This is a genomic window from Nocardiopsis alkaliphila YIM 80379 (assembly GCF_000341005.1).
GTDB lineage: Bacteria > Actinomycetota > Actinomycetes > Streptosporangiales > Streptosporangiaceae > Nocardiopsis > Nocardiopsis alkaliphila.
In genome coordinates, this window is the sequence record NZ_ANBD01000071.1 from 29887 (window position 1) to 54275 (window position 24389).

The 24389-nt window shown below is 68.9% G+C and carries 26 protein-coding genes and 2 pseudogenes; 10 read left to right on the plus strand and 18 right to left on the minus strand.

Annotated features, from left to right (window positions below; all coding sequences use genetic code 11):
• Window positions 1–26: 26 nt before the first annotated feature.
• The 4 genes from D472_RS0111110 to fmt all read right to left on the minus strand — a co-directional run bounded on the left by D472_RS0111110 (window position 27) and on the right by fmt (window position 4655).
• The gene (locus D472_RS0111110; protein ID WP_033303611.1) at window positions 27–1046 is read right to left on the minus strand and encodes a phosphatase PAP2 family protein; all 1020 of its coding nucleotides are present in this window, start codon (window positions 1044–1046) and stop codon (window positions 27–29) included.
• A gap of 315 nt (window positions 1047–1361) precedes the next feature.
• Entirely contained in the window at window positions 1362–2030 is a 669-nt protein-coding gene (rpe, locus tag D472_RS0111115; protein WP_017604561.1) for a ribulose-phosphate 3-epimerase, read from the minus strand.
• Window positions 2031–2174: 144 nt separating this feature from the next.
• Window positions 2175–3638 (minus strand): RsmB/NOP family class I SAM-dependent RNA methyltransferase, encoded by a 1464-nt coding sequence (locus D472_RS0111120; protein ID WP_026117584.1) that lies wholly within the window; start codon window positions 3636–3638, stop codon window positions 2175–2177.
• A gap of 81 nt (window positions 3639–3719) precedes the next feature.
• Window positions 3720–4655 (minus strand): methionyl-tRNA formyltransferase, encoded by a 936-nt coding sequence (gene fmt / locus D472_RS0111125; RefSeq protein ID WP_026117585.1) that lies wholly within the window; start codon window positions 4653–4655, stop codon window positions 3720–3722.
• Between the two features lie 124 nt (window positions 4656–4779).
• On the opposite strand from fmt, the gene D472_RS0111130 reads away from it, so the two are divergent.
• Complete coding sequence (locus D472_RS0111130) at window positions 4780–6975, plus strand: primosomal protein N' (protein ID WP_017604564.1); 2196 nt, start codon at window positions 4780–4782, stop codon at window positions 6973–6975.
• Between the two features lie 14 nt (window positions 6976–6989).
• Here D472_RS0111130 and D472_RS0111135 read toward each other — a convergent pair whose 3' ends face one another.
• Complete coding sequence (locus tag D472_RS0111135) at window positions 6990–7538, minus strand: DinB family protein (protein ID WP_017604565.1); 549 nt, start codon at window positions 7536–7538, stop codon at window positions 6990–6992.
• On the minus strand, window positions 7529–8239 hold the full coding sequence (locus D472_RS0111140; RefSeq protein WP_017604566.1) for an SAM-dependent methyltransferase: 711 nt from the start codon (window positions 8237–8239) through the stop codon (window positions 7529–7531). The genes D472_RS0111135 and D472_RS0111140 overlap by 10 nt, the downstream gene beginning before the upstream one ends.
• A 544-nt stretch (window positions 8240–8783) precedes the next feature.
• Here D472_RS0111140 and D472_RS0111145 point away from each other — a divergent pair.
• The 4 genes from D472_RS0111145 (at window position 8784) to D472_RS0111160 (ending at window position 12272) form a co-directional block, all read left to right on the plus strand.
• Window positions 8784–9167: a DUF3870 domain-containing protein gene (locus D472_RS0111145; protein WP_017604567.1), complete on the plus strand. Its 384-nt coding sequence runs from the start codon at window positions 8784–8786 to the stop codon at window positions 9165–9167.
• Complete coding sequence (locus tag D472_RS0111150; RefSeq protein WP_017604568.1) at window positions 9164–10441, plus strand: CaiB/BaiF CoA transferase family protein; 1278 nt, start codon at window positions 9164–9166, stop codon at window positions 10439–10441. Before D472_RS0111145 ends, D472_RS0111150 begins: the two co-directional genes overlap by 4 nt.
• A 46-nt stretch (window positions 10442–10487) precedes the next feature.
• The gene (locus tag D472_RS0111155) at window positions 10488–11681 is read left to right on the plus strand and encodes an acyl-CoA dehydrogenase family protein (protein ID WP_017604569.1); all 1194 of its coding nucleotides are present in this window, start codon (window positions 10488–10490) and stop codon (window positions 11679–11681) included.
• 120 nt (window positions 11682–11801) lie between these two features.
• Window positions 11802–12272 carry a nitroreductase/quinone reductase family protein gene (locus tag D472_RS0111160; protein ID WP_017604570.1) on the plus strand — a complete coding sequence of 157 codons (471 nt, stop codon included), beginning with the start codon at window positions 11802–11804 and terminating at the stop codon, window positions 12270–12272.
• 228 nt (window positions 12273–12500) lie between these two features.
• Here D472_RS0111160 and D472_RS0111165 read toward each other — a convergent pair whose 3' ends face one another.
• The 8 genes from D472_RS0111165 to ruvC form a co-directional block, all read right to left on the minus strand.
• Complete coding sequence (locus D472_RS0111165) at window positions 12501–13409, minus strand: GNAT family N-acetyltransferase (RefSeq protein ID WP_017604571.1); 909 nt, start codon at window positions 13407–13409, stop codon at window positions 12501–12503.
• A gap of 68 nt (window positions 13410–13477) precedes the next feature.
• The gene (locus tag D472_RS25315) at window positions 13478–13684 is read right to left on the minus strand and encodes a hypothetical protein (protein ID WP_017604572.1); all 207 of its coding nucleotides are present in this window, start codon (window positions 13682–13684) and stop codon (window positions 13478–13480) included.
• A gap of 14 nt (window positions 13685–13698) precedes the next feature.
• Entirely contained in the window at window positions 13699–15879 is a 2181-nt protein-coding gene (locus tag D472_RS0111175) for a RelA/SpoT family protein (protein WP_026117587.1), read from the minus strand.
• A 628-nt stretch (window positions 15880–16507) separates the two neighbouring features.
• Entirely contained in the window at window positions 16508–17062 is a 555-nt protein-coding gene (locus D472_RS0111180; RefSeq protein ID WP_017604574.1) for an adenine phosphoribosyltransferase, read from the minus strand.
• 113 nt (window positions 17063–17175) lie between these two features.
• A complete protein-coding gene (yajC, locus tag D472_RS0111185) occupies window positions 17176–17544 on the minus strand; it encodes a preprotein translocase subunit YajC (RefSeq protein WP_017604575.1) in 369 nt (122 codons plus the stop codon).
• 255 nt (window positions 17545–17799) lie between these two features.
• Window positions 17800–18858, minus strand: coding sequence for a Holliday junction branch migration DNA helicase RuvB (gene ruvB, locus D472_RS0111190; protein ID WP_017604576.1), 1059 nt, complete (start codon window positions 18856–18858; stop codon window positions 17800–17802).
• A gap of 9 nt (window positions 18859–18867) precedes the next feature.
• Window positions 18868–19482: a Holliday junction branch migration protein RuvA gene (gene ruvA, locus D472_RS0111195; protein ID WP_017604577.1), complete on the minus strand. Its 615-nt coding sequence runs from the start codon at window positions 19480–19482 to the stop codon at window positions 18868–18870.
• Window positions 19483–19529: 47 nt separating this feature from the next.
• On the minus strand, window positions 19530–20078 hold the full coding sequence (gene ruvC, locus D472_RS0111200; protein WP_026117588.1) for a crossover junction endodeoxyribonuclease RuvC: 549 nt from the start codon (window positions 20076–20078) through the stop codon (window positions 19530–19532).
• Between the two features lie 207 nt (window positions 20079–20285).
• On the opposite strand from ruvC, the pseudogene D472_RS27560 reads away from it, so the two are divergent.
• A pseudogene (locus D472_RS27560) lies at window positions 20286–20725 on the plus strand (NUDIX domain-containing protein); the annotation flags it as partial.
• 433 nt (window positions 20726–21158) lie between these two features.
• On the opposite strand, the gene D472_RS29395 reads toward D472_RS27560, so the two are convergent.
• Window positions 21159–21287, minus strand: coding sequence for a hypothetical protein (locus tag D472_RS29395; RefSeq protein ID WP_338036514.1), 129 nt, complete (start codon window positions 21285–21287; stop codon window positions 21159–21161).
• A gap of 155 nt (window positions 21288–21442) precedes the next feature.
• Between D472_RS29395 and D472_RS29500 the strand changes: the two genes are divergently transcribed.
• The 4 genes and pseudogenes from D472_RS29500 (at window position 21443) to D472_RS29050 (ending at window position 22239) form a co-directional block, all read left to right on the plus strand.
• Window positions 21443–21622 carry a hypothetical protein gene (locus tag D472_RS29500; RefSeq protein ID WP_017604582.1) on the plus strand — a complete coding sequence of 60 codons (180 nt, stop codon included), beginning with the start codon at window positions 21443–21445 and terminating at the stop codon, window positions 21620–21622.
• A 56-nt stretch (window positions 21623–21678) separates the two neighbouring features.
• Window positions 21679–21732 (plus strand): annotated as a pseudogene (locus D472_RS29505) (hypothetical protein); the annotation flags it as partial.
• A 118-nt stretch (window positions 21733–21850) separates the two neighbouring features.
• Complete coding sequence (locus D472_RS29510) at window positions 21851–22069, plus strand: hypothetical protein (RefSeq protein ID WP_394295615.1); 219 nt, start codon at window positions 21851–21853, stop codon at window positions 22067–22069.
• A 14-nt stretch (window positions 22070–22083) separates the two neighbouring features.
• Entirely contained in the window at window positions 22084–22239 is a 156-nt protein-coding gene (locus tag D472_RS29050; RefSeq protein WP_017604583.1) for a hypothetical protein, read from the plus strand.
• Window positions 22240–22275: 36 nt separating this feature from the next.
• Here D472_RS29050 and D472_RS0111240 read toward each other — a convergent pair whose 3' ends face one another.
• The 3 genes from D472_RS0111240 to pdxT form a co-directional block, all read right to left on the minus strand.
• Window positions 22276–22770, minus strand: coding sequence for a DUF4282 domain-containing protein (locus tag D472_RS0111240; protein WP_017604584.1), 495 nt, complete (start codon window positions 22768–22770; stop codon window positions 22276–22278).
• Window positions 22771–22942: 172 nt separating this feature from the next.
• The gene (locus tag D472_RS0111245; protein WP_017604585.1) at window positions 22943–23689 is read right to left on the minus strand and encodes a YebC/PmpR family DNA-binding transcriptional regulator; all 747 of its coding nucleotides are present in this window, start codon (window positions 23687–23689) and stop codon (window positions 22943–22945) included.
• Window positions 23605–24294, minus strand: coding sequence for a pyridoxal 5'-phosphate synthase glutaminase subunit PdxT (gene pdxT, locus D472_RS0111250; RefSeq protein ID WP_017604586.1), 690 nt, complete (start codon window positions 24292–24294; stop codon window positions 23605–23607). Before pdxT ends, D472_RS0111245 begins: the two co-directional genes overlap by 85 nt.
• Window positions 24295–24389: the final 95 nt, after the last annotated feature.

Below are 24389 nucleotides of genomic sequence, written 5' to 3' on the forward strand. Positions count from 1 at the left end.
ATTCTAACCCCTCGTCGAGCAACCGCCTAGACGCTGTGACCGGTCTCACGGGCACCGGTGGGGCCCACCTCTTGCGCCGAGGCGGCCAGACCACTGCGGACGAACATCCTCGGCGCACCATAGGTGGCCCAGAACGCCATCCCCGCGTAGGTCACGAAGGAGAGCAGGGCGGCGGCCATCCCGGTCGGTTCACCGAACAGGACCTCCTCCAAGACCATGATGAGCACGACGACCGAGATGCCCAGGGCGAAACGCGCCACTCGAGCGGTGACGGTGCCCTCGGCGCTGTACCAACCCCGCCGGTACAGCAGGGTGAAGCCGAACACCCCGCCCAGGAGACCACCGCAGGCCGTGTAGAGGCCGGCCAGGGAACTTCCGGCCGGATCCGCGGAGGTGGCCCCGATCCACTCCGTGTGCGGAACCACCCAGTCGCCCCGAGCACCGTACTGCCAGGCCGTGATGAGCAGGCAAGGCACCAGCGTGGCCACCAGTAGGTAGGACACCCAGCGGCCGGTGGCCAACGACCGCCACCAGAGGAGCACGCGATCCTCGTAGCGCAGCACCAGCCAAAGGATCAGAGCGCCCACAGCCAACCCGGCCAGGACGTCGCTGAAGAAGTGGACACCCAGGTAGACGCGGGAGAAGGCGACCAGGAGGATGACGGCTCCGGCCGCCCAGATCAGGCCCTGCCGGCCCGTTCTGAGACCCAGATAGCCCCAGGCGACCATGGCCGCTTGGCTGTGCCCGGAGGGCATACCGAAACTTCCGTGGTGGTGGTGGCCGGTGACCTGGGCGTCGAACCAGTAGGGGCGCGGTGTGTAGGACACCGACTTGAGCAGACCGTTGACCGCGCCGGAGGCGATGACCGCGACGAACAGTCGGGCGCCCGTTCCCGCGTGCACACTCCAAAAGACGGCGGCCAAGAGGACGATGATGAGGCCCTGCGAGCCCAGATGGGTGATCGCCCCCAAGGGGTGGGCCAACCAGTCACCCGCGCCCTGCAACCAGCGGATCGCGGTGCTCTCCGCTTCCCAGAGGGCGTCCATGGCCAGATACTCGGAGTTCACGCGTACTCTCCACGGGTCCGCGCCTGGCAACGCGCTCACGCCGCGCCGCTCCCCCGGACGCACGGAGGGTCGTGCAGGGGAAGACGGAGCCGCGACCAAGCGAAATCTACGACTACCGCGGGAAGCATAGGCACCATCGGTCCTCGGTGACCAGGCCCACGGGGACGACGCACCGGGATCGTTATGGGAAGACTCGTTCGGGAGGGCGTCCCGGACGGGGAAGGGGGCGGGGCGCGGCCGCACCGGGGTGGTGGGTGCGGGCGGCCGCGCCCCTTTCGGAGATGGTCTTGAGTGTCAGTCCCTGCCGCCGGCCCTACGGGCCTGCGCGCGCAGTGACTCGATCGCGCCTGCGGGGTCCTGGGCCCCGTAGACGGCCGATCCGGCGACGAAGACGTCGGCGCCGGCCTCGGCGGCCCGCTCGATCGTCTCGTCGCTGACCCCACCGTCCACCTGGAGCCAGACGGAGGCGTCCCTGTCGTCCAGCATCTCACGTGCGCGACGGATTTTGGGCAGGACCAGGTCAAGGAACTTCTGTCCACCGAAGCCCGGCTCGACGGTCATGAGCAACAGCATGTCCATCTCGCCGATGAGGTCGGCGTAGGGTTCGACCGGTTCGGCGGGGTTGAGGGCCAGTCCGGCGCGGGAGCCCTGCTTGCGGATCTCCCGCAGGGTACGCACGGGTGCGTTGGCGGCCTTGGCGTGAATGGTGACGCTGCCCGCCCCGGCCTCTGCGTAGGCGGGTGCCCAGCGGTCGGGGTCCTCGATCATCAGGTGGCAGTCCAGGGGCGTGGAGGTCGCCTTGAGCAGGGATTCCACGACAGGCAGGCCCAGCGTCAGGTTGGGAACGAAGTGTCCGTCCATGACGTCGACGTGCAGCCAGTCCGCGGTCGGCACGGCGGCGGCCTCGTCGGCCAAGTGCGCGAAGTCCGCACTCAGGATGCTGGGAGAGATCTGAATTGCCACGTCAGCAGTGTATACAGCTTTGATCGGCCGCAGATCCACCCCCACCGATTCGACACCTTTACGGGGTAGATCTGTATATGTCCGATTTAACCCGCGCCGTGGATCGATGCGGGTCCAAGCGGCGGTTCGAAACGACCCCTCGGGCTATACGCTCTTGCGACGCAACAAGGCCAGGAACATGGCGTCGGTGCCATGGACGTGCGGCCAGAACTGCGCATACCTGCCCTCGGGTCCGGACGCCAGGTCGGGGACCTCGTCCAGGTAGTCGGGGGCGCGCAGCAATTCCAGGTCGTCACGCCGGCCGATCACGTCCTGAACGATGGTGTGGGTCTCACCCAGATGCGGCGAGCAGGTGACGTACGCCACCACCCCGCCCGGACGGACGGCCTCCACCGCACTGACCAGCAGGGCGCTCTGTAGTGGAGCCAACTCGGTGACGTTGTCCGGGCCTCGCCGCCAACGCGATTCGGGTCGACGGCGCAGGGCGCCCAGACCGGTGCAGGGCACGTCCGCCAGCACCCGATCGAAGACCCCCGGTTTCCAAGCGGGCCTGGTTCCATCGGCGACGATGGCTCGACCGGCGTCTCGAGGCGCGCGACGCACCGCGGTGGCCACCAGCCCCGCACGAGCCGGCTGCGCTTCGGAGGCGACCAGACGGGCCTCACGCTGACCGGCCAGGGAGGCCAGCAACCCCGCCTTGCCCCCCGGGCCCGCGCACAGGTCCAGCCACCGGGAGTCGTCGCCGTGTGTGTCCACTCGGGTCAACGCCAAGGCGACGAGTTGGCTGGCCTCGTCCTGGACCGCGGCCCGGTTCTGCCGCACCTCACGGATGGCTCCGGGGTCACCTTCGGGAAGATAGGCGGCGAAGGGCGAGTAACGGCCCGGCTCGGCCCCCGACTCTCGCAGGTCCGAGACCTTGGCCCGGCCCGGTTTGGCCACGAGGGTGACCTTGGGGCGTTCGTTGTGCGCCTTGAGCAGTTCCTCGGTACGCGGCAGACCCGCGTCCTTGGCCCTCTCCCCCAAGGCCCGGGCCAATTCCTTGACCACCCAGCGCGGGTGGCTGTGCACCACCGACAGATGACCACTGGGGTCACGATCGCGTTCGGGGGCCACGATCGGCAGCCAGGCGTCCAGGTCACGGGCGCTCACCTTGCGCAGGATCGCGTTGACGAACCCGGAACGATGGTGACCGACCACCTTACGGGCCAAGGCCACGGTCTCACCGACCGCGGCGTGCGGCGGGATGTTGGTGGACAGCAACTGGTGGGACCCCATGCGCAACAGGGGCAGCACCTCCTGATCCACCGACGCCAGAGTGCGGTCCACACAGGTCTGCAGGATGGCGTCGTAGGTGCCCTGATGACGCAGGGTGCCGTAGGTGAGTTCGGTGGCCAGGGCCGCGTCACGGCCATGGACACCGCGTTCACCCAGCAGCGAGGGCAGCAGCAGGTTCGCGTAGGCGTCACGTTGCCCCACCGCCCGCAACACGTCGTAGGCGACCCGCCGGGCGGGGTCTCGGGGCTGGGGCGGCCCGGACCGCTGACCACCCTGTCGGGGTTTGGCGCCCCGTCGCGGACGGCGGCTTTGGGAACGGGACTGCTCGCTCAACGTGTGCTCTGCCTCAACAAACCGGGGACGTGTGTCGGCGCGCGCTCGCACGCGCCCGCCGACTATCGAGACTACGGCAGGTCAGTCGCCCCGACGGTCATCTTCGGTGGGACGCACACCACGCGCCCAGTCCACCGCCGCCATGGCCTTCTTGCCCTGCGGTTGGACCTGACCGAGCTCGACCGGATGGGTGCTGGTGCCCGCCAAGACCCGCTTCTTGTCCACGTGTAGGCGGCCGGGTTCCAGCTCGGGCCGATCGGCGTCGGTGATCGGACGCACCGGTCCCACCTTCAAACGTGTACCGCGGAAGGTCGTCCAGGCGCCGGGAGCGGGCGTGCAGGCACGGGCGAGGCGATCCACGCGCCGGGCGGGCGCGGTGAAGTCGAGTTCGGCGTCCTGCGGGGTGAGCTTGCCCGCGTAGGAGACATCGGCCTCCGGCTGCGGGACCGGGGTGAGCACGCCGGCGGCGATGCCATCGATGGTTCGCGTCAGCAGGCCGGCCCCGGAAACGGCCAATCGGGTGAGGAGTTCACCGCTGGTGTCGGTGGGGCGGATGGTCTCGGCGAGGGTGCCGAAGACCGGACCGGCGTCGAGTTCCTTGACGATGCGGAAGGTGGAGGCACCGGTGACGTCGTCACCGTGCAGGATCGCGTGCTGCACCGGGGCGGCTCCACGCCATGCGGGCAACAAGGAGAAGTGCAGGTTGACCCAGCCGTGTTCGGGGACGTCCAGGGCGGCCTGGGGCAGCAGGGCCCCGTAGGCGACCACGGGGCAGCAGTCCGGGGCGATCTCGCTCAGGCGCTCCAGGAATTCGGGGTCCCCGGCCTTGGCCGGCTTGAGTACTTCGATACCCTCGCTCTCGGCGAGTTCGGCGATCGGGCCGGGCGACACCTTGCGACCGCGCCCGGAACGGGCGTCGGGTCGGGTGACCACGGCCGCGACCTCGTGTTCGGAGTCGATCAGCGCCCGGAGTGAGGGCACCGCGACCTCCGGTGTCCCGGCAAAGACGAGCTTCATGGCGTTGAACTTTCCCTCCACAGCGGCTACGGGTCACTGTTCTACCAGGGTTCGAGGGCTCGGCTCGCGGTGTCGGGCTCTTCCTGCCTCTGGCCTGTCGTGGCCGTCTGATAGACCAAGAGTGATGACAGCGCAACCCGACCGGCCCGACGAGGTCCTTTTCGACCTGCCGAGGCAGGAGAAGAAGGAAACGGCGAAGGAGAAGGCCGTCGCCGCGAAGAGCCGCCGACCGGCCAGGCGCAGGCCCGCCGACCGGCTCCCGATCGCGCGCGTGATCGTGGACACCCCACTGCCCCACTTGGACCGTTACTTCGACTACCGGGTTCCCGCGGACATGGACGAGGCGGCCGTGCCCGGGTGCCGGGTGAAGGTGCGCTTCAACGGCAGGCTGCTCGCCGGTTTCCTCGCCGAACGGGTGGAGAGCTCCGAGTTCTCGGGACGGCTGGCCTACCTGGAGAAGGTGGTCTCCCCCGAACCCGTGCTCACCCCCGAGATCCTGGGGTTGTCCCGCGCCGTGGCCGACCGCTACGCGGGCACGCTGAGCGACGTACTGCGGCTGGCGGTGCCACCACGACACGCGCGGGTGGAGAAGGAGGTCGACCAAAGGGAGCAGGCTCGGGCCGAAGACCTCCAGGGACACGACCCGGAGCCGGTGGCTCCCGTCCCTTCGGACACAGGCCCCTCCGACGCCGTGCCCGCGGCGCCCGGCGACCCCTCAGCGGTCCAGGAGACAGTGGGGGCCGCCATACTGGAGGTCGACCCCGGCCCATGGGACGCCTACCCCGAGGGGCCTGCCTACGTTCGGGCGCTGCGGGAGGGGCGACCGGCCCGCGCGGTCTGGAACGCCCTCCCTGGAATCGGTTGGACGGACGCGATCGCGGTGGTGGCCGAGGCGACCCTGGCCGCCGGAAACGGCACGGTGATCGTCCTTCCCGATGGCCGTGACGTGGCCCGGGTGGACACGGCGCTCACCCACCGACTGGGGGCGGGACGGCACGTGGCCCTCACCGCGAACCTGGGGCCGGCCGAACGTTATCGACGGTGGCTGTCGGTGCTACGCGGACAGGTACGTGTGGTGGTCGGTACCCGGGCCGCCGTCTTCGCGCCCGTACACGACCTGGGGTTGGTGGTGCTGTGGGACGACGGTGACGACGTGCACGTGGACCAGCACGCGCCCTACCCGCACGCGCGCACGGTGTTGGCCATGCGCGCCCACCGCGCCGGCGCGGGCGCGCTCATCGGCGGGCACACTCGTACCACCGATTCCCAACTGTTGCTGGAGTCCGGGTGGGCCCATCCCCTGGTCGGCGATCGAGCGACCCTGCGTCGCTACGCCCCGGTGGTGCGGCCGGCCGGGGACGACCGGGAGTTGGCCCGGGACGAGGCGGCCCGTTCGGCACGGATGCCCAGTGTGGCACTGCGGTCGGCCCGGGAGGCCGCCCGGGGTGGACCGGTGCTGTTCCAGGTGCCGCGCCGGGGTTACCTCAACAGTCTGGCTTGTGCGGGTTGCCGTGAACCGGCCCGCTGTGACGCCTGCCGTGGCCCGTTGGCGGTGCGCGGTTCGCACGCCATGCCCTCGTGCGGCTGGTGCGGCCGGGTCGCCGGGCAGTGGGCCTGTCCCGGGTGTGGGGTGAGGCGGATGCGCGCGGTGGTCGTGGGGGCGCGCCGCACCGCCGAGGAACTGGGGCGGGCCTTCCCCGCCTTGACCGTGCGTACCTCCGGGCGCGAGGAGGTGTTGCCGGAGGTCTCCGACCGCCCGGCCCTGGTGGTGGCCACACCGGGAGCCGAGCCCGTGGCCAAGGGCGGGTACGCCGCCGCGATCCTGTTGGACGGATGGGCACTGCTCAACCGCGCCGACCTGCGCGCTTCGGAGGAAACCCTGCGTCGCTGGTTGAACGCGTCGGCGCTGGTGCGGCCGGGCGGCACCGTGGTGGTGTCGGCGGACGCGGCTCTACCGGTGGTGCAGTCCCTGGTGCGATGGGATCCGGGCGGTTTCGCCGAACGGGAGCTCTCCGAGCGGCGCGATCTGGGGTTTCCCCCCGCGGTGTCGATGGCCTCCATCACCGGTGGGCCCGAGCACGTGCGCGAACTCCTGGACCAGGTCGACCTGCCGGAAGGCGTCGAGCTGCTGGGGCCGGTTCCGGTGGGTACGGAGCTCACCGAAAAGGGCACCCACCAGACCGAACGTGCGCTGTTGCGGATACCGCGCGGCGGGATCGGCGAGCTGGCCAGAGCGTTGAAGACGGCCGCGGTGGCGCGCAGCGCCCGCCGGGACGAGTATCTGGCCCAGGTACGGGTGGACCCGCTCCGCGTGATCTAGGTGTCGGCCAAGGTTCACCCCAGAGCGACACCTCGGCGGTCGCGGTACAGGTCGCGCAATAGGGCGACCTCGGCGCCATGGTGGATGAACTCCCGGTTCAGGTGCAGCATGAGCACCACCATCGGAAACTCCGACCATTGGGCCGCCTCGGCACCGCCCACCGGTTCGGCCAGGGCGTCGTCGTCGAGTCGGCCCACCTGTTCGGACCAGGTGAGGTAGGCGGTGCGCAGACGTTGGCGGGCCTCGGCCGCGGTCGAAGGCCAGTCGATGGTGTCACGGCTCGCGGTGCGGTCGCCGAAGTGCCAGTTGATTCGGGTCTCCAGCACGTCCACCACGACGTGGCCCAGGCGCCAAGCGATGGTGGTGAAAGGGGGCGGCTCGGGTTCGGGGTAGGCGCCGTCGGGGGCGTGGTGCCCGTCTCGGTTCGGACGCACGGTCCAACAATTCGGTACGGGTTCCCAGTAGAACTCGTCGTCGGTGAGACCTTCCAGGCGGGGCCACAGCGAGTATTCCCAGTAGAACTGCGTCTGAGCGAGGATCTCGCCGTTCCAGTTCACCGCCATCGGCCGGCTCCCCCTCTTCGTACGGGTACGCGTCCCAGTCCGGCCAGGATGCCACAGCCCGACGCGGCCACGTCCTCGTCGGGATAGGGCCACCAGGTGAGGTCGGCCACCCCGGGTTCGAGGAGGGAGAAGGGGGCGAAGGCACGTTCGACTTCGGCGCGGGGAGCCGTGGAGGTCAAGGCGAGGTGGCCACCGCCGCGCATGAGGCCGCGTAGGTCCTCCAATCCGCTGGGTGGGCAGTCCGCACCGAAGGTGCGGGTCATCAACACGCCGACGGGCTCGTCGAAGTCGACGAGCCCGCTGGTGTGGAGTCTACGCAAAAGGGCCTCGGATTCGGACCCGTCACCGGAGAGTACGGCGGCGTGCTCGGGGGAGGTGAGGAGTCCCGCCGCTCCCTGGGGGGCGACGTGGACCACGGTGGCCTCTGGGGCGACCCGACGCACCCGTTCGGCCGTCCCAGGGACCGGACAGCCCCAGTCCACGAACTGGCGTATCCCGGCGTCGGCGCACAAGTAGTCGATGACCCGGCCGAGGAAGGCCTGGTGGAGGCGGACGTGTTCGGCCCAGGCCGGGTCGGGGGACGTACGGGCGCCAGAATCGAGTGCGACCACGCGTGGACGGCCTCGGTGGGACGGTGGGGGTTCGCTTCGGCGGAACACGGCCGTGAGGGGACCCGCCTTGGGTCCTCGGACGTCCGTCACGATCACGCTCCCCCAGCCGATTCGGTCGTGGGCGGTGGGGCGCGGTGTCGGTGGACCGATCGGATCCGCGACGGTGCGCCCTACCGTCAGGGCCAGATAGTACAGCTTGTGAACGTGATACCCGGCACATGCTTACGTGAAATGCACCCTAATACACCATTTGTGATGACCTGCGTCGCGGGTTTCTGTGAGAACAAGGTCCCGAACCTCACCCTCGAACACCCGCCGAGCGCACTCGTGAGGCCACCCGACGCCGTATCTCCGTCGACAACGCGGCGATCGACACCACGGTGCCCGGGACGTCGAGGCTTGTCCCGGATGCTCGTGACCTGTTCGGCGACGTGACACACCAGACGTGGGGGAAGCGGCCGCACGTTCGTGTGGCCTGGGACACGACCCTGCTTGACAGTCGGCGCGGCGCCTGGGACATACTGTTCCCGAACTGCCCTCACGTCGCGGGTGTCCGGTTTCCCTGGCCACCCTCCAGACGCGAGACTCCAGTGCGTTGGAGTTTTCGCATGCCCGCAGACGAGAGGTGTGTCCGTTGCACGGCGACGACCGCGTTCAGCAGCTCTTCCGCAACCCTCGGGTGGTCCTGATATCCGGCTACGCCCGTCTTCCCGATTCCGTGGCGAGCCATTCCCAGTACCAGCGACTCGGTGTCGTGCTCGCGGTGGACTCCACCGACGGTCGCATCGTCGCCGCGGACACCACCCTGCTCACCGACCTGGCCAAGGACTTCTTCCGCGCCCTGGTGGAGGGTGCTTCGGTGACCGAGGACATGGCGGAGATCGTTCAACGAGTCCAGACACGGTACGCGGGCCAGTCGGGCGCCGCCCTCACCACCGCCCTGCGACGCTGCCTGGAGACCTACTACCAGCTGCGCGACGGTGACCAGCTGCCCGGCGCCCTCGACGGCAAGGAGTGACCCTTGAACCCTTCCCATCCCGACTCCCCTCCGGACCAGGCCCCACCGCCACTGGCGGGGGGGCGGGNGTCCTGGCCGGCCCCTACGCCACCATGCTGCTGGCGGACATGGGCGCCGAAGTGATCAAGGTCGAGCAGCCCGGACGAGGGGACGACACCCGCGCGTGGGGGCCGCCCCACGCCGAACCCACCGAGGAGCACCGTAAGGCGCACTCCCCCGGCGAGTCCGCCTACTTCCTGTCCGTCAACCGCAACAAGCGCAGTCTGGCCATCGACCTGAAGGACCCCGACGGACTGGCCGCCGTGCAGGAGTTGTGCGCCACCTCGGACGTGGTCATCCAGAACTTCCGCCCTGGGGTGATCGACCGACTGGGCCTGGGATATGAACAGGTGAGCGAGCGCAATCCGGCGGTCGTGTACTGCTCGGTGAGCGGTTTCGGCTCAGAACACGAACCCGCCACGCGGCCCGGATTCGACATCGTCGTACAGGCCGAGAGCGGTCTGATGGCGACCACCGGTCCGGCCCAGGGACCCGCTAGCAAGGTGGGGGTGGCGCTGACCGACGTGCTCACCGGGCTCAACGCCGCCGTGGGCGTCTTGGGCGCGCTCATGCGGGCCCGGGCCACCGGCAGGGGCGAGAACATCAGCGTCTCACTGATCAACTCCACCCTTTCCGGCCTGGTCAACCTCACCCAGCAGGCACTGGTCACCGGGGCCGAACCGGCCCGAATGGGCAACGCGCACACCACCATCGTGCCCTACCAGGTGTTCCCCACCGCCGACGCCGAGATCGTGGTGGCGGCCGGCAATGACTCCCTCTACCGAAGGCTGTGCGCGGCGATCGACCGCCCCGACCTGGCAGAGGACCCGCGTTACGCCACCAACTCCGAACGGGTGGCGCACCGCGCGGAGCTGGTCGAGGAACTGACCACGACTTTGCGCTCCCACCCCGCCGACCACTGGATGGAGGTCCTGGTAGAGGCGGGGGTCCCGGTCGGCCGGGTGCGCGGGGTCCTGGACGCGCTGCGCACCGCCGACGCCTCGGGCGACGACGTCCTGCGCACCGTGGAACATCCCACCGCCGGCCTCCTCGAACAGGTCCGCGCCGGTTTTCGCATGGCCGACACGCCCGTCCCGATGCACGCTCCCCCACTGCTCGGGCAACACTCCGCGCAGATCCTCACCGAGTTGGGCTGGGACACCGAGCGCATCGACGCACTGATCAAGCGCGGTGCCGTCCAACAGACCGACGTCGACCCCTCGGGTTCGGTCTGAGAGCCCACCGACCTCGCACAGCAAGCACCACGAAGGGACATCCAGTATGAGCGACTCCCAGCGCAAGGCCGCCGCCCCCGACCCGCTCGACTTCCTGGCGGTGGACGCCGACCTCTCCGACACCGAACGCGACGTCCGCGACGCCATCCGCGAGTTCTCCAGCCGTGAACTCCTGCCCAACGTCGCCGACTGGTTCGAGGCGGGAACCCTGCCCGACCCACGCGGCCTGGCCAAGGCCTTTGGAGACCTCGGTGTGCTCGGTATGCACCTGGAAGGTTACGGCTGCGGCGGTTCCAGCGCCGTCGCCTACGGCCTGGCCTGCCGTGAACTGGAGGCAGTGGACTCCGGGCTGCGCAGCTTCGTGTCCGTGCAGGGTTCCCTGGCCATGGCCGCGATCCACAAATTCGGCTCCGAGGAGCACAAGAACGAGTGGCTGCCGCGCATGGCCACCGGTGAGGCCATCGGTTGCTTCGGCCTGACCGAACCCGACTCCGGCTCCGACCCGGGCTCGATGCGTACCCGCGCCCACAAGGACGGTTCGGACTGGGTGCTCAACGGCACCAAGATGTGGATCACCAACGGTTCGGTGGCCGACGTCGCCGTCGTGTGGGCCGCCACCGACGAGGGCATCCGCGGGTTCGCCGTACCCACCGACACTCCCGGGTTCACCGCCAACGTCATCCACCGGAAGCTGTCACTGCGCGCCTCCATCACCTCCGAACTGGTCCTGGAGGACGTACGGCTGCCCGCCGAGGCGGTGCTCCCCGGGTCCAAGGGACTGGGCGCGCCGCTGTCCTGCCTGAACGAGGCCCGCTACGGCATCGTGTGGGGCGCCGCCGGCGCCGCCCGTGCCTGCTATGAGGCCGCACGGGAGTACTCGCTCACCCGTGAACAGTTCGGCAAGCCGATCGGTTCCTTCCAGCTCACCCAGCGCAAGCTCGCCGACATGGTCGTGGACGTCGGTCACGCGAACATGACGGCACTGCGCATCGGCCGTCTCAAGGACCAGGGGAACTGCCACCACAACCACGTCAGCTTCGGCAAGTTCGCCAACGTGGCGGCGGCCCAGCGGGTGGCGGCCTCCGCGCGCGGACTGCACGGCGCCAACGGCATCACCTTGGAGTACCCGGTGATGCGTCACATGGTGAACCTGGAGACGGTGGCCACCTATGAGGGCACCGAGGACATCCACGCCTTGAGCATCGGCCAAGCCGTCACGGGTCTGTCCGCCTTCCGGTAGGGCTTCGGGCGGTCACCGGAACGGTGGATACTCCGCGCGCCGCCCCGGCCGGCTCCCCAGGTGTCATCGAAGGCCCGTACCCAGCACAATGGAGACAGCCGAGTGAGGGAGTTACCCAAGATGGTGAACGAACCGACGAAGCGGTTCGAGGCGACCAAATTGCGCCGCGTCGCGGACGCGATCGTCAGCAACTTCGTCAAGTACGGGGTCTGCCCGCCGGAGATGCACCTGCTCACCACCCGGGGCCGTAAATCCGGTTTCCTGCGCACCACCCCGGTGAGTGTGCTGGACGGTGAGCACGGTCGGTATCTGGTCTCCCCGTACGGCGAGGTGAATTGGGTGCGCAACCTGCGCAAGGACGGGTTCGCGACCCTGCGCCAGGGTGGCTGGATCGAGTTGGTGAGCGTGCTCGAGGTGGACTCCGAGGAGGCTGGAGCGGCACTGAAGGAGTACCTGGACGACGCCGGACGTTCGGCGATCGTGGGTCCGTACTTCGAGGTTCCCCCGGAGGCCCCGGTGGAGGCGTTCGTGGCCGAGGCGAATCGGCATCCGGTCTTCCGGATCGTGCGTTCCACGACGGTTCGGATCTGATCCGGGTGTGATTCGGGTCCGGTTCGGGCTTGGCTCGGGTGTGCGCGGCCTCGGATGCCTCTAGCGGGTGTCCGGGGCCGTGGTCCGTCCGGGTCACGGCGGGTGCCCGGAGCTCCTGCGGGTGGTGCTTGCGCTGGTCGGCCTGATGGTGGGTGGACGAAGGCGCTTCAGGTGGAGAGTCTGCTGGTCGGGCACACCCGCCCGACCACCCCAAGCACTCCACGCACTTCAGCCGCGACGAACGTACAGGTGACCGCGCTCGCTCACCTCGTATCCCACGGTGGCGTAGGTCCTGGCCGGAGCGGGATACAGGTCGTTGGGCGCGGTGTTGATGAACACCCGATCCCCACCACGTCGAAAGGTCAGGGTGCACGCCTCCAGCACCAGTGCGGCGGCCAGTCCCCTGCGCCGGTGGTCGGGCACCACACCCAACGGTTCGACCTCCGAGGTCGCGCTCCGCGCGTCGAACCACACCACGCAACACGCGGCCAGGGAGCCGTCCGGCGCCTGCACCACCAGGTCGAGTTCGCCGTCGTACAGCAGGGAGCGACGTGTGTTGTCGTAGTACTCACGACAGAACCGGCTGTTCAGGGCCGGATCGACCGGCCCCACGTTCTCCGGCCAAGGCAGGGTGGCGGGTTTCCAGGCGGCCCGGTGGCACTCCACCCGGGCGTCCTCCTCGCCCTCCCGCACCGGCCGGATCGTGTAGCCCTCGGGCAGGGTCGGTTCCTCTTCGCCGGCGGCGCGACACATCCAGGTTTCCGGGGTGCCTTCGGGAACGAACCCGTATTCCTCGGCGAGGTCCGACAACGCGCCATCCCCGTGGAAGACCGGCAGGCGCACCTCCCCCTCGCTCTGCTCCAGGGCCCACCGCAGGAGCGCGGCCCCGGCCTCCGGGTCGGCCGAAGCACCCTCCAGGGTGATCCGGGTATGGGCAGAGATGGCGTTGGCTCCGGTGATTCCGGCCCAGGCGACGACCGCACCGTCCCGTTCGGCGACCACCATCGGCTCGGGCATGTCCTCAGTGGCCTGTTGCCAGCCCAATCCACCGGGGTGGGTACTCAGCGGCCAGAGTCTTCGGGCCAGCGACTCCAGCGCACGGGTGTGTTCGGGGCGCGGAGGACGGAGTTCGAGCACGGCGGTGACCTTTCCAAGGCGGGGCGGGCTCACCCTAGGCCTCCGGGTCGGAATGGCACCATCGGTTTTCAGCCGGAGGCGTCTCTCCCACCGTCGTCGGCACCCGTCACGAAGTCGTCGGGCCGGGTGCCGCGCAGGTACTCGTAGCGCTCGTCGAACAGGGCGATCGCCGCACCGATGTCCATGGGCGCTCCCCGTTGTCGAATGAGCGCGAGGGCTTCCCCCGCCTCTCCGGCCAGGATGAGCCGATCGATCGACTCCCACCTCTGGGCCACCTCGTGTCCTCCGGTCAATTGCGGACCCGGAAGACGTCGTAGACGCCGTCCACGCCACGGACGGCGCGCAGGACGCTGCCCAGGTGGGTCGGGTCGGCCATCTCGAAGGTGAAGCGACTCTGCGCCACCCGGTCGCGGCTGGTCTGCACCGTGGCGGACAGGATGTTGACGTGCTGGTCGGACAGCACCCGAGTGATGTCCGACAGCAACCGGGAACGGTCCAAGGCCTCCACGTGCAAGGCCACCAGGAACATGGAGTCCTCGGTGGGGCGCCACTCCACCTCCACCATGCGTTCACGGTCCAGGCTGGCGGCGTTGGCGCAGTCGGCGCGGTGCACCGACACCCCGTGTCCCTGGGTCACGAAACCAACGATGTCGTCCCCGGGCACTGGCGTACAGCACTTGGCCAGACGCGCCCACACGTCGCCGTCGCCGGCCACCACGACACCCGGATTGCCCGACCGTTGACGGCTGGTGGCGGCCTTGGTGGGGATCGAGGACTCGGCGATGTCCTCGGTGTGGTTCTCCAGCCCGCCCAGGGAGTCCACGAGCTTGCTCACGATGCTCTGGGCACTCACTTGATGCTCGCCCACGGCCGCGTACAACGCGTCCAGGTCCGCGTAACGCAGATCGCCGGCCAGGGCGATGAGCGCTTCTCCGCTGAACAGGCGCTTGACCGGAAGCTCCTGTTTGCGCATGACCTTGGCGATCTCTTCCTTGCCCTGCTCGATCGCGGCCTCGCGGCGTTCCTTGGTGAACCAGTGCCGGATCTTGTTACGGGCCCGGGCGCTCTTGACGAAGTTGAGCCAGTCACGGCTGGGCCCGGCGTCGGGGTCCTTGGAGGTGAGGATCTCCACGGTCTCGCCGTTGTGCAGTTCGTTCTCCAGCGGCACCAGACGGCCATTGATCCGGGCGCCCACGGTGCGGTGGCCGACCTCGGTGTGCACCGCGTAGGCGAAGTCGACGGCGGTGGCGCCTTGGGGAAGGGAGATGACGTCGCCCTGGGGGGTGAAGACGAACACCTCCTGCACCGACAGGTCGAATCGCAGCGACTCCAGGAACTCGCCCGGGTCCTTGGTCTCCTGTTGCCAGTCGATCAGCTGACGCAACCATTGCATGTCCGTGGTGGCCTTGGGCTTGGCCTCGGAGCGGGAGGAGTTGCGATCCTCCTTGTACTTCCAGTGGGCGGCGATGCCGTACTCGGCCCGCCGGTGCATGGCACGGGTGCGGATCTGCAACTCCACCGGGTTGCCGGAAGGTCCGATGACCGTCGTGTGCAACGACTGGTACATGTTGAACTTCGGCATGGCGATGTAGTCCTTGAACCGACCGGGCACCGGGTTCCACCGCGCGTGGATGGTCCCCAGGGCCGCGTAACAGTCCCGGACGCTGTCCACCAGGACCCGCACGGCGATGAGGTCGTAGATCTCGTCGAAGCCGCAATTACGGGCGATCATCTTCTGATAGATCGAGTAGTAGTGCTTGGGCCGGCCGCGCACCGTCGCCTTGAGCTTGGACTCGCGCAGATCGGCCGAGACCGCCTCGATGACCTCTTGGAGGTAGACGTCGCGGCGGGGAGCGCGTTCGGACACCAGACGGGCGATCTCGTCGAAGCGCTTGGGATAGAGGGTGGCGAACGCCAAGTCCTCCAGCTCCCACTTGATGGTGTTCATCCCCAGGCGGTGGGCGAGCGGGGCGAAGATCTCCAGGGTCTCGCGGGCCTTCTTCTCCCGCTTGGCCTTCTTCGGCAGGTAGCGCAGGGTGCGCATGTTGTGCAGGCGGTCGCACAACTTGATGACCAGGACACGAATGTCCCGGGCCATGGCCACGACCATCTTGCGGACCGTTTCGGCCTGGGTGGCCTCACCGTACTTGACCTTGTCCAGCTTGGTGACTCCGTCGACGAGTTCGGCGATCTCGTCACCGAAGTCCGCGCGCAGCTCCTCAAGGGAGTAGTCGGTGTCCTCCACCGTGTCGTGCAGCAGGGCGCCGGCCAAAGTGGCCTCCTGCATACCGAGCTCGGCGAGGATGGTGGCGACGGCGAGCGGATGGGTGATGTAGGGGTCGCCGCTCTTGCGTTTTTGGTGTCGATGGTGGTGCGCCGCGACCTCGTAAGCACGCTCGATCAGCCGGACGTCCACCTTCGGGTGGGTGGCACGCACCGTCTTGATCAGTGGTTCGAGCACCGGGTTCATCGTCACTCCCCGCTGGGCGCCGAGTCGGGCGAGCCTTCTGCGTACTCGCACGGTGGAGGGCGTGGTGGAGGTCGGCCGTCGTTCCGGGTTCTGTCGTCCGGAGACGTCGGAGGGCGCCGCTTGCGTGGCGGCGCCCTCCGGCCGTTCTTCCCGCGATCTTTGCTCGGCGGACACATCGTGATCGTCGATACGCTCTCCCGACATACCGGCACGGGCGTCCCCTCCAGGGGTCCGGCCCTTGTCGGTGGCCGCCCCCCGGAGCGCCTCCGGCTCCTGTTCCCCCACGGGCACCACTCCGGTCGAGACCACTTCGCTTGGCATGTCTACCTCCCGCGGATCCGCCCGGGGCGCCGACGGTCCAAGGATCGGCTTCTCCGGTGCGCGTGCGTGTCATCAGGGCCGGTCGCCGACGCGGCCGCCGCGGTCACCGTTCCCGCCAGTCTAGTGGCCCCGCCCCCGCCAGGGCGGCGCGCGGACCGGCCTCCGAGGCCCCGTCATGTCACCTACCCGGTGGTACGCGTGGTGACCCACGTCACCAGCCGCGTCACACCGGGTGTTGGAGTACGTCAACGAGAACGGACCGTCACGGTATTCCCAGGTCGGTGACGGTCACGGCGAGGTTCGCCGGTCAGACCGAAAGGAGGGTGTGCAGCTCCACGTCGGGCAGCTTCTCGCGTCCTTGGAGCGCGGAAAGCTCCATCAGGACGGAGAATCCCACGACCGTACCACCCGCTCGACGAACCAGCTCCACCGCGGCCCTGCCGGTGCCGCCGGTCGCGAGGACGTCGTCGACGATGAGCACACGGCTGCCCGGAGTGATCGCGTCTGCGTGGATCTCGACGGTCGCGGTGCCGTACTCCAGATCATAGGCCTGTCCGATGGTTTCGGAGGGCAGTTTCCCGGCTTTGCGTGCCGGAACGAAACCCGCACCCAGTTCCATGGCGACCGGGGTACCGAAGATGAACCCGCGCGCCTCGAGGCCGACGACGTGGTCGACGCCCATCCCCCGGTAGGGGGCGGCCAATGCGTCGATCGAGGCGGCGAAGGCCTTTCGGTGGTTGAGCAAGGGGGTGATGTCCTTGAACAGGATTCCCTCACGCGGGAAGTCCGGGACGTCGCGGATGTGGGCCTCGATCAGGGCGATGTCCACGGTGGTCTCCGGGATCACGGTGTCGTTGGGCATGGCGGGTGGGCCTTCGTTTCAGTGGGATCGGGTTCGGCCGAGAACGCCGAAAACAGCGGTACCGACCCCGGTTGTCGGGGCCGGTACCGAAGTCTGTGGTGAGTCGGTGCGGGCTAGCCCTTGGGCTTGTCGTCGTCACCGAAGTCGGGACGGTCCTCGACCGGGGTGTCGTCGGCCTGGGGCGTGATGACCTCGCCGACACCGGCCTTGAGCATGCGGATACGAGTACCCGGAGCGATCTCCAGCAGCACGTCCTGCTCGTGGATCTCGACGACGGTCGCGAAAATCCCCGCCTTGGTCATGACCTCGACACCGGGTACCAGGGAGCTCTGCATCTGCATCTCCTGTTGGCGGCGTTTCTGGTTCGGGCGCCAGAAGAGGAGCCAGAAGACCAAGAGGAGAAGCGCGAACGGGAGCAGCATACCGAGGATGCCGCCCTCGCCCTGAGGGGCACCGTCGGCGAGATTGATAAGGCCCTGCACGGGGGCGTCCTTCCTGACGTTTCTCGTGGACGACGGCTGTCGATGTACAACACCCGCGACGACCACCTTCTCCGGGTCGCCCGACCACGGCGGCCGGATTCGCACCCGGCGTCTACAACGCGCAAGGGTGCCAACTCGTTCCACCGATGCCGAAACGACACCTCACGGGGTGGTGCCCCGCTGATGGCTGTCGTGGCCAGTTTACGTGGCGACGGTCACCGGTCATCATCCGCTCGGGTTCGAGGCGCTAACGGTTCAGGAAGCGGCACCGTCACCACCGACCGACACCGCCTGGGCCGCACCGAAAGCGGCGTCGGGCGGCGGGATCAGCCCCATGTGGGCCCAGGCCTGCGGCGTGGCGACCCTCCCTCGAGGGGTACGCGCCAGGAAGCCGGAACGGACAAGGAAGGGTTCGGCGACCACTTCGACGGTCTCGGCCTCCTCCCCCACCGACACCGCCAGGGTGGAGAGACCGACCGGACCGCCACGGAAACGGTTCATGAGCACGTCGAGAATGGCCCGGTCCAATCGGTCCAGCCCCAGGGCGTCCACCTCGTACAGCTCCAGAGCGGCCCGGGCGTTGGCCAGGGTGAGTCGTCCGTCGCCGCGCACTTCGGCGTAGTCGCGCACCCGACGCAGCAGCCGGTTGGCGATGCGGGGGGTGCCACGGGAACGACCCGCGATCTCGCGGGCGGCGTCCTCCTCCAGGGGTGCGCCGAGCAGCCCGGACGAACGGTGCAGGATGCGTTCCAGTTCGGCGGGCTCGTAGAAGTCCATGTGAGCGGTGAAGCCGAAGCGATCGCGCAGCGGGGCGGGCAGCATGCCGGCACGGGTGGTGGCGCCGACCAGGGTGAAGGGGGCGATGTCCAGGGGGAGGGCCGTGGCACCGGGGCCCTTGCCCACCACGACGTCCACCCGGAAGTCCTCCATGGCGACGTAGAGCATCTCCTCGGCGGGGCGTGCCATGCGGTGGATTTCGTCGAGGAAGAGGACCTCGCCCTCCTGGAGGGTGGACAGCACCGCGGCCAGGTCGCCGGAGCGTTCGATGGCCGGCCCGGAGGTGATCCGCAGCGGCGCGCCGAGTTCGGCGGCGATGATCATGGCCAGGGTGGTCTTGCCCAGACCGGGCCCGCCGGACATGAGGATGTGATCGGGGGCGCGGTTGCGTCGCTGGGCACTGTCCAAGACCAGGGAGAGCTGTTCACGGACCCGCTCCTGGCCGACGAACTCGTCCAGGGCGCGGGGGCGCAGCGCCCCTTCGATGTGGCGCTCGTCGACGTCGGCCTCGGGTGAGACCGCCTCGCGTTCGTGCATGGTCGGCTCCTAGGCGCGGCTGAGTTTGCGCAGGGCACTGCGCAACAGGATGGTGACGTCGGTGGTGTCCTCTGCCTCGGCGGCCACCGCGGACGCGGCGGCCTCGGCGTCCTTGGCCGACCAGCCCAGGTTGGTCAGACCGGAGACGACCTGACCACGCCAGGCTCCGTTGGGCTCGGTGGCGGAGGTCTGCGCTGCGGGCAGGGTGCCGTCGGTACCGATCGGCGCGTCGAGTTTGCCCTTCAACTCCAAGACGATGCGCTGGGCCCCCTTCTTGCCGATACCCGGCACTCGGGTCAGGGCGGCGGTGTCCTCGGTGTGCACGGCCTGGCGGAGGCTGTCGGGACTGTGCACGGCGAGCATGGCCAGGGCCAGGCGGGGACCCACGCCCGAGGCGGTCTGTAGCTGTTCGAACAGATGCTTCTCGTCGTTGTCCGCGAACCCGAAGAGGGTGAGGGAGTCCTCGCGCACGACCATGCTGGTGGCGACGGTGCCCTCCTCCCCCACGTGCAGGCGGGACAGGGCCGAGGGGGTGCATTGAACGGTCATACCGACCCCGCCGACGTCGATGACGGCGCTGCCGGCGCCACGTGCGGCCACCCGGCCGGTGAGGAACGCGATCATCTGTCTGGGGCACCGGGAGGGGTGCCGCCTCCTTCCTGGGGGCGGTGTCAGCGGCCGCGCGCGCGGCGGGCCAGCTCCACCTTGCGGGCGAAGTCCTGTTGGGCTTGGGCGACACGGGCCTGGGCCCCGCCGCGCCAGATGTTGCAGATCGCCAGCGCCACCGCGTCGGCGGCGTCGGCGGGTTTGGGAGGGCTGTCCAGTCCGAGGATACGCGCCACCATGGTGCCGACCTGTGCCTTGTCCGCGCGGCCACTGCCGGTGATGGCGGCCTTGGCCTCACTGGGGGTGTGGGTGGCCACGGGCAGTCCACGGCGAGCGGCGCAGACCAGGGCCAGGCCGCTGGCCTGTGCGGTGCCCATGACGGTGCTGAGGTTGTGCTGCGCGAAGACGCGTTCGACGGCCACCGCGTCGGGTTCGTACTCGTCGAGCCACTCCTCGATCCCGCGCTCGATGGCCAAGAGGCGTTGCGGGAGTTCGGCCTCGGGCGTGGTGCGGATGACATCGGCGGACAGCAGGCGCAAGGGACGGCCGATGGCCCCTTCGACGATACCGACACCGCAACGGGTCAACCCCGGGTCGATTCCCAACACGCGCACGTGGTCACCCTGTTCCCTCACCTCGTCGAACGTTCGTTCGCACCATGCTAGCGGCGCACGACGACACGGATCGCCGCGCGCGGGGCGTGTCGTGCGCGCCCACGGGCCTGCACCCACTTCGGCTCGCGGCTGGACAACGACCCCCCATTCGGGGCTTGTTCTTCTCATAAAGAGAAAAACTCACAACGAGAACAACAAGGAGGACGGGTGCCCAAGGAGACCCGCGGGCGACACGACGAGGACGAAACCAGGTTTCTCACCTCCTACGATCCCCAGGTGTACGCCCCCGCCGCGGTGACCGTGGACGTGGTCGCACCGACCATCCGCGAGGGCCTCCCCCACGTCCTGCTGGCTCGCCGCGCCGCACAGCCCCAACGTGGACCGTGGGCACTGCCCGGCGGATTCGTTCGGGCCCAGGACTCCAAGGCCGGCCCCGCGGACCCCGACCTCCCGGACGCCGCACTGCGCGTCCTCGCTGAGAAGGCCCCCTGCCCACCGAGATCCACCTCGAACGACTGGGTACCTACGGCGCCGTGGACCGCGACCCACGTATGCGGGTCATCTCGGTGGCGTGCATGGTGTTCGCCCCCGACCTGCCCGACCCCGGCACCGGACGGGACACCACCGAGGCCGCCTGGATCCCCTGGACCATGTCGAAGGAAACGGCCTTCGACGCCGCCCTGAGCGAGATCGACTCGGCCACCGACCCCACCGTCCTGTTCGGGACAACGACCTGATCCGGGCGGAGGCCGCCGCACTGCGTCGGATCGACGAACGTGGTCTGGAGCGTTACCGGGCCTTCGCGCCCCGGCTGGTCGGAACGATCCGCCACCGCGACCCGAAAACCCTGGTCGAGCGGAACGGCAACGTACTGGACCGACTGACCGGCTTCCACGATCTGACGGCGGTGCGACGCGCCTACCCCGAGGGCATCGACCCTCGCGACGCGGCCTGGATGTGGCGCCGACCACTGGTGGCCATCGGTAATGCCCACCAAGCCGGGGGCGTACACGGCGCCGTGGTACCCGAACACGTCCTCATCCACCCCGCCGAGCATGGGCTGGTGCTCGTGGACTGGTGTTACTCGGTGATCTTCACCGAACCCGGTAGCGCGTCGCACGTTCCGGCGATGGTGCCGCACCGTGCGGACACGTACCCGCCCGAAGTCACCGAACGGCGCCCGGCCACCCCCGCCGTGGACGTGTACATGGCCACTCGATGCGCGGAGTACCTGACCGCCGGGCCCTTACCACTACTTCCACGATGTCCGGATCAGGGACTTCTGGGAGGAGCACCTGGGCCAGAACGTCCTGTACCTGGACGACCTGGACGCGGTCTGCGAGACCATCGCCGTCACCGTCGGATTGGGTGAGGAGGCCATCGACCTGGAGGAGGATCTGCGGGACCTGGCCGATACCGGTTCCGACGCGGGCGAGGCCGTCGGTAAGGCGCTAAGGCCGCTGGCCCGTCACCGGGGCACGGTGGCGACCGTCCCGGGCGTGGCCGATCTGGCCGGAGACGGGCCAGGGGTGGAGCGCCTGTGAACGAGCACACCATCGTCGTCGATCTGGGTCTCGGGGACGCCGGCAAGGGCGTGACCGTGGACCTGCTCTGCGCGGCCGGAGGGTACGGTGCGGTGGTCCGGGCCAATGGAGGCGCCCAAGCGGCGCACAACGTCATCACCCCCGGAGGGAAGGCATCACACCTTCTCCCGGTTCGGGGCGGGTACGCTCGCCCCGAGCGGTCCGGTCCCCACCCACCTGTCCCGCTTCATGGTGTTGGATCCGTTCGCGCTGGCTTCGGAGGCCGCCCACCTGGCCTCCCTCGGTGTGGTGGACGCCTTGGTCATCACCCACGCCGACGCTCCCGCTCGGCTCGGTCACGGGCTGAAGTGGTGCACCGGTTATCACTCCCAAGAGGGGAAGCGGTGCGGATCACTCCGGGGCACCCACCCGATCTGGAGCGACAGGCCGCGCTCACACGGAGGTTGAAGGGAGCCCTGCCGATGCTCGCGCCGATCCCCGGCGACCCCGCGGAGGCGATCTCCCACGCCTTGGGGCTACCACTCGCCGCCGTGTTCGCCGGTTCGATCCGGGTCGACGCCCACGTATCCACCCGGTGCTCGCCCAGGACCGGGACGCTCCCACGGCGACTTCCGTGAGGCGACCCGGGTCCGGACGAGGTGGAGCGGCTCCGGCTACATTCCGCCGCGTTGGCGGATCGCACCGAGGTCCTCACTGATACGGAAGACCACGATGAGCAGTTCCAGCACGACCCGGCTCAGCAACACCGCGATGGCACCGCCGACCAGGACCGCGAGCAGCATGAGGAAGCCCACGAAGAAGTTGAGGCTCATGCTCGCGATCGCGGAGACCAGGCCGGAGACGACGCCCAGCCCGATGCCGATCAGCCACAGGACGTAGAGCACCTTGATGACACGACTGGTGACGAACTCTCGGAAGGAGAAGTCGAACAGCGCGCCGAAGAAGCTCGTTCCCCCCGCCGGGGTGGCGGGGGCGGCGGTGTAGCCGGGCTGGGCCTGCTGGGCGCCATAGCCCTGACCCAGGCCTTGGTGGTACCCGCCGGAGTCCATTCCGGGGTGCCCACCGGTGTGGGGCTGTTGTGGCTGCTGCGGCTGCTGACCGTAGGGCTGCTGCGAGGGGTCGTAGGGGTATTCCGGGGGAGTGGTCATCTGTTCGTGGTCCTCGAACCTGTCTCGTGGTGATCGGCCCGTCACCGGGGACAGAGGTGACGGCACCACTGTACTCAGCCGGTCGCGCCGGCTCCCCGAAACGCCCTGGCTCGGGCGAACCGGAAGTAGGGCGCGACCGACCGTTCACCGGCTCGGACCGACCCGAGTCCGATCAGAGTTCAGCGAGGACCTCGTCAGGGATGTCGGCGTTGGTGAAGACGTTCTGGACGTCGTCGGAGTCCTCCAGAGCCTCCACCACGCGCATCACCTTCTTGGCGGCCTCGGCGTCGACCGGGACCTCCATGCTGGGCAGCCAGCTGGAGTCGGCCGAGTCGTACTCGATGCCGGCCTCCTGCAGGGCGGTGCGAACCGGGACCAGGTCGGTGGCCTCGCAGATGATCTCGAAGGAGTCGCCGATGTCCTCGACCTCCTCGGCTCCGGCCTCCAGGACCGCCATGGTCACGTCGTCCTCGGTGGTGCCCTCCTTGGGCACGATCACGACGCCCTTGCGGTTGAACAGGTACGACACCGAACCGGCGTCGGCCATGTTCCCACCATTGCGGGTGACCGCCACGCGCACCTCGGAGGCGGCGCGGTTACGGTTGTCGGTCAGGCACTCCACCAGCAGCGCCACTCCGCCGGGGGCGTAGCCCTCGTACATGATCGTCTCCCACTCTGCGCCACCGGCCTCCTCACCGGAGCCACGCTTGCGGGCACGCTCGATGTTGTCGAGCGGAACGGAGTTCTTCTTCGCCTTCTGAATGGCGTCGTAGAGCGTCGGGTTTCCGTCGGGGTCACCGCCGCCCGTCCGGGCCGCCACCTCGATGTGCTTGATCAGCTTGGCGAAGAGCTTGCCGCGCTTGGCGTCGATGATGGCCTTTTTGTGCTTGGTGGTGGCCCACTTGGAGTGGCCGGCCATGGAAGTCCTTTCACGATGTCGACGAACAGGTGGTGGATACGCGTGTCGCCGGTCAGTTCCGGGTGGAAGGACGTGGCGATCGAACCGCCCTGCCGTACGGCAACGATTCTATCGTTCCCATCGGGGCCGGGGGCACTGGCCAGAACGGTGACCCCCGAGCCGACCCGTTCCACCCAGGGGGCGCGGATGAACACCGCGTCGAAGGGCCCGTCACCGACCCCGGCGACCCGCACCCGAGCCTCGAAGGACTCGCTCTGTCGACCGAAGGCGTTGCGGCGCACTGTCATGTCGATACCGCCGACGGTTTGTTGGCCGGGGACACCACCGAGGAGGTCGTCGGCGAGCATGATCATGCCCGCGCAGGTGCCGAAGGCGGGCATCCCGGTCTTGACACGTTCGCGCAGCGGTTCCATCAGCCCGTAACGGACAGCGAGTTTGGACATGGTGGTGGATTCGCCGCCGGGCAGGACGAGGCCGTCCACGGAGTCCAAGTGCTCCGGGGACAGGACCTTCACGGCGCGCGCTCCCGAGGCTTCCAAGGCGACGAGGTGTTCGGCGACGTCGCCTTGGAGGGCGAGGACACCAACGGTGGGTGTGGCGGTCAAGTACGGCCTCGCTCGGTCGGCGGGAAGGGTTCGTGTCGGTGGTGGAGAGGCGGGGTGGTGAGCCGCGAACCCACCACCCCGCTCGCTCACGGATA

Excerpts from the sequence above, each read along its gene's own strand:
- D472_RS0111110 (WP_033303611.1), bottom strand. The coding sequence starts at position 1,046 with ATGGACGCCCTCTGGGAAGCGGAGAGCACCGCGATCCGCTGGTTGCAG.
- fmt (WP_026117585.1), bottom strand. The coding sequence starts at position 4,655 with ATGAAGCTCGTCTTTGCCGGGACACCGGAGGTCGCGGTGCCCTCACTC.
- D472_RS0111130 (WP_017604564.1), top strand. The coding sequence starts at position 4,780 with ATGACAGCGCAACCCGACCGGCCCGACGAGGTCCTTTTCGACCTGCCG.
- D472_RS0111135 (WP_017604565.1), bottom strand. The coding sequence starts at position 7,538 with ATGGCGGTGAACTGGAACGGCGAGATCCTCGCTCAGACGCAGTTCTAC.
- D472_RS0111155 (WP_017604569.1), top strand. The coding sequence starts at position 10,488 with ATGAGCGACTCCCAGCGCAAGGCCGCCGCCCCCGACCCGCTCGACTTC.
- D472_RS0111160 (WP_017604570.1), top strand. The coding sequence starts at position 11,802 with ATGGTGAACGAACCGACGAAGCGGTTCGAGGCGACCAAATTGCGCCGC.
- D472_RS0111175 (WP_026117587.1), bottom strand. The coding sequence starts at position 15,879 with ATGAACCCGGTGCTCGAACCACTGATCAAGACGGTGCGTGCCACCCAC.
- D472_RS0111180 (WP_017604574.1), bottom strand. The coding sequence starts at position 17,062 with ATGCCCAACGACACCGTGATCCCGGAGACCACCGTGGACATCGCCCTG.
- ruvB (WP_017604576.1), bottom strand. The coding sequence starts at position 18,858 with ATGCACGAACGCGAGGCGGTCTCACCCGAGGCCGACGTCGACGAGCGC.
- ruvA (WP_017604577.1), bottom strand. The coding sequence starts at position 19,482 with ATGATCGCGTTCCTCACCGGCCGGGTGGCCGCACGTGGCGCCGGCAGC.
- D472_RS29395 (WP_338036514.1), bottom strand. The coding sequence starts at position 21,287 with ATGTACACGTCCACGGCGGGGGTGGCCGGGCGCCGTTCGGTGACTTCG.
- D472_RS29510 (WP_394295615.1), top strand. The coding sequence starts at position 21,851 with ATGGTGTTGGATCCGTTCGCGCTGGCTTCGGAGGCCGCCCACCTGGCC.
- D472_RS29050 (WP_017604583.1), top strand. The coding sequence starts at position 22,084 with ATGCTCGCGCCGATCCCCGGCGACCCCGCGGAGGCGATCTCCCACGCC.
- D472_RS0111240 (WP_017604584.1), bottom strand. The coding sequence starts at position 22,770 with ATGACCACTCCCCCGGAATACCCCTACGACCCCTCGCAGCAGCCCTAC.
- D472_RS0111245 (WP_017604585.1), bottom strand. The coding sequence starts at position 23,689 with ATGGCCGGCCACTCCAAGTGGGCCACCACCAAGCACAAAAAGGCCATC.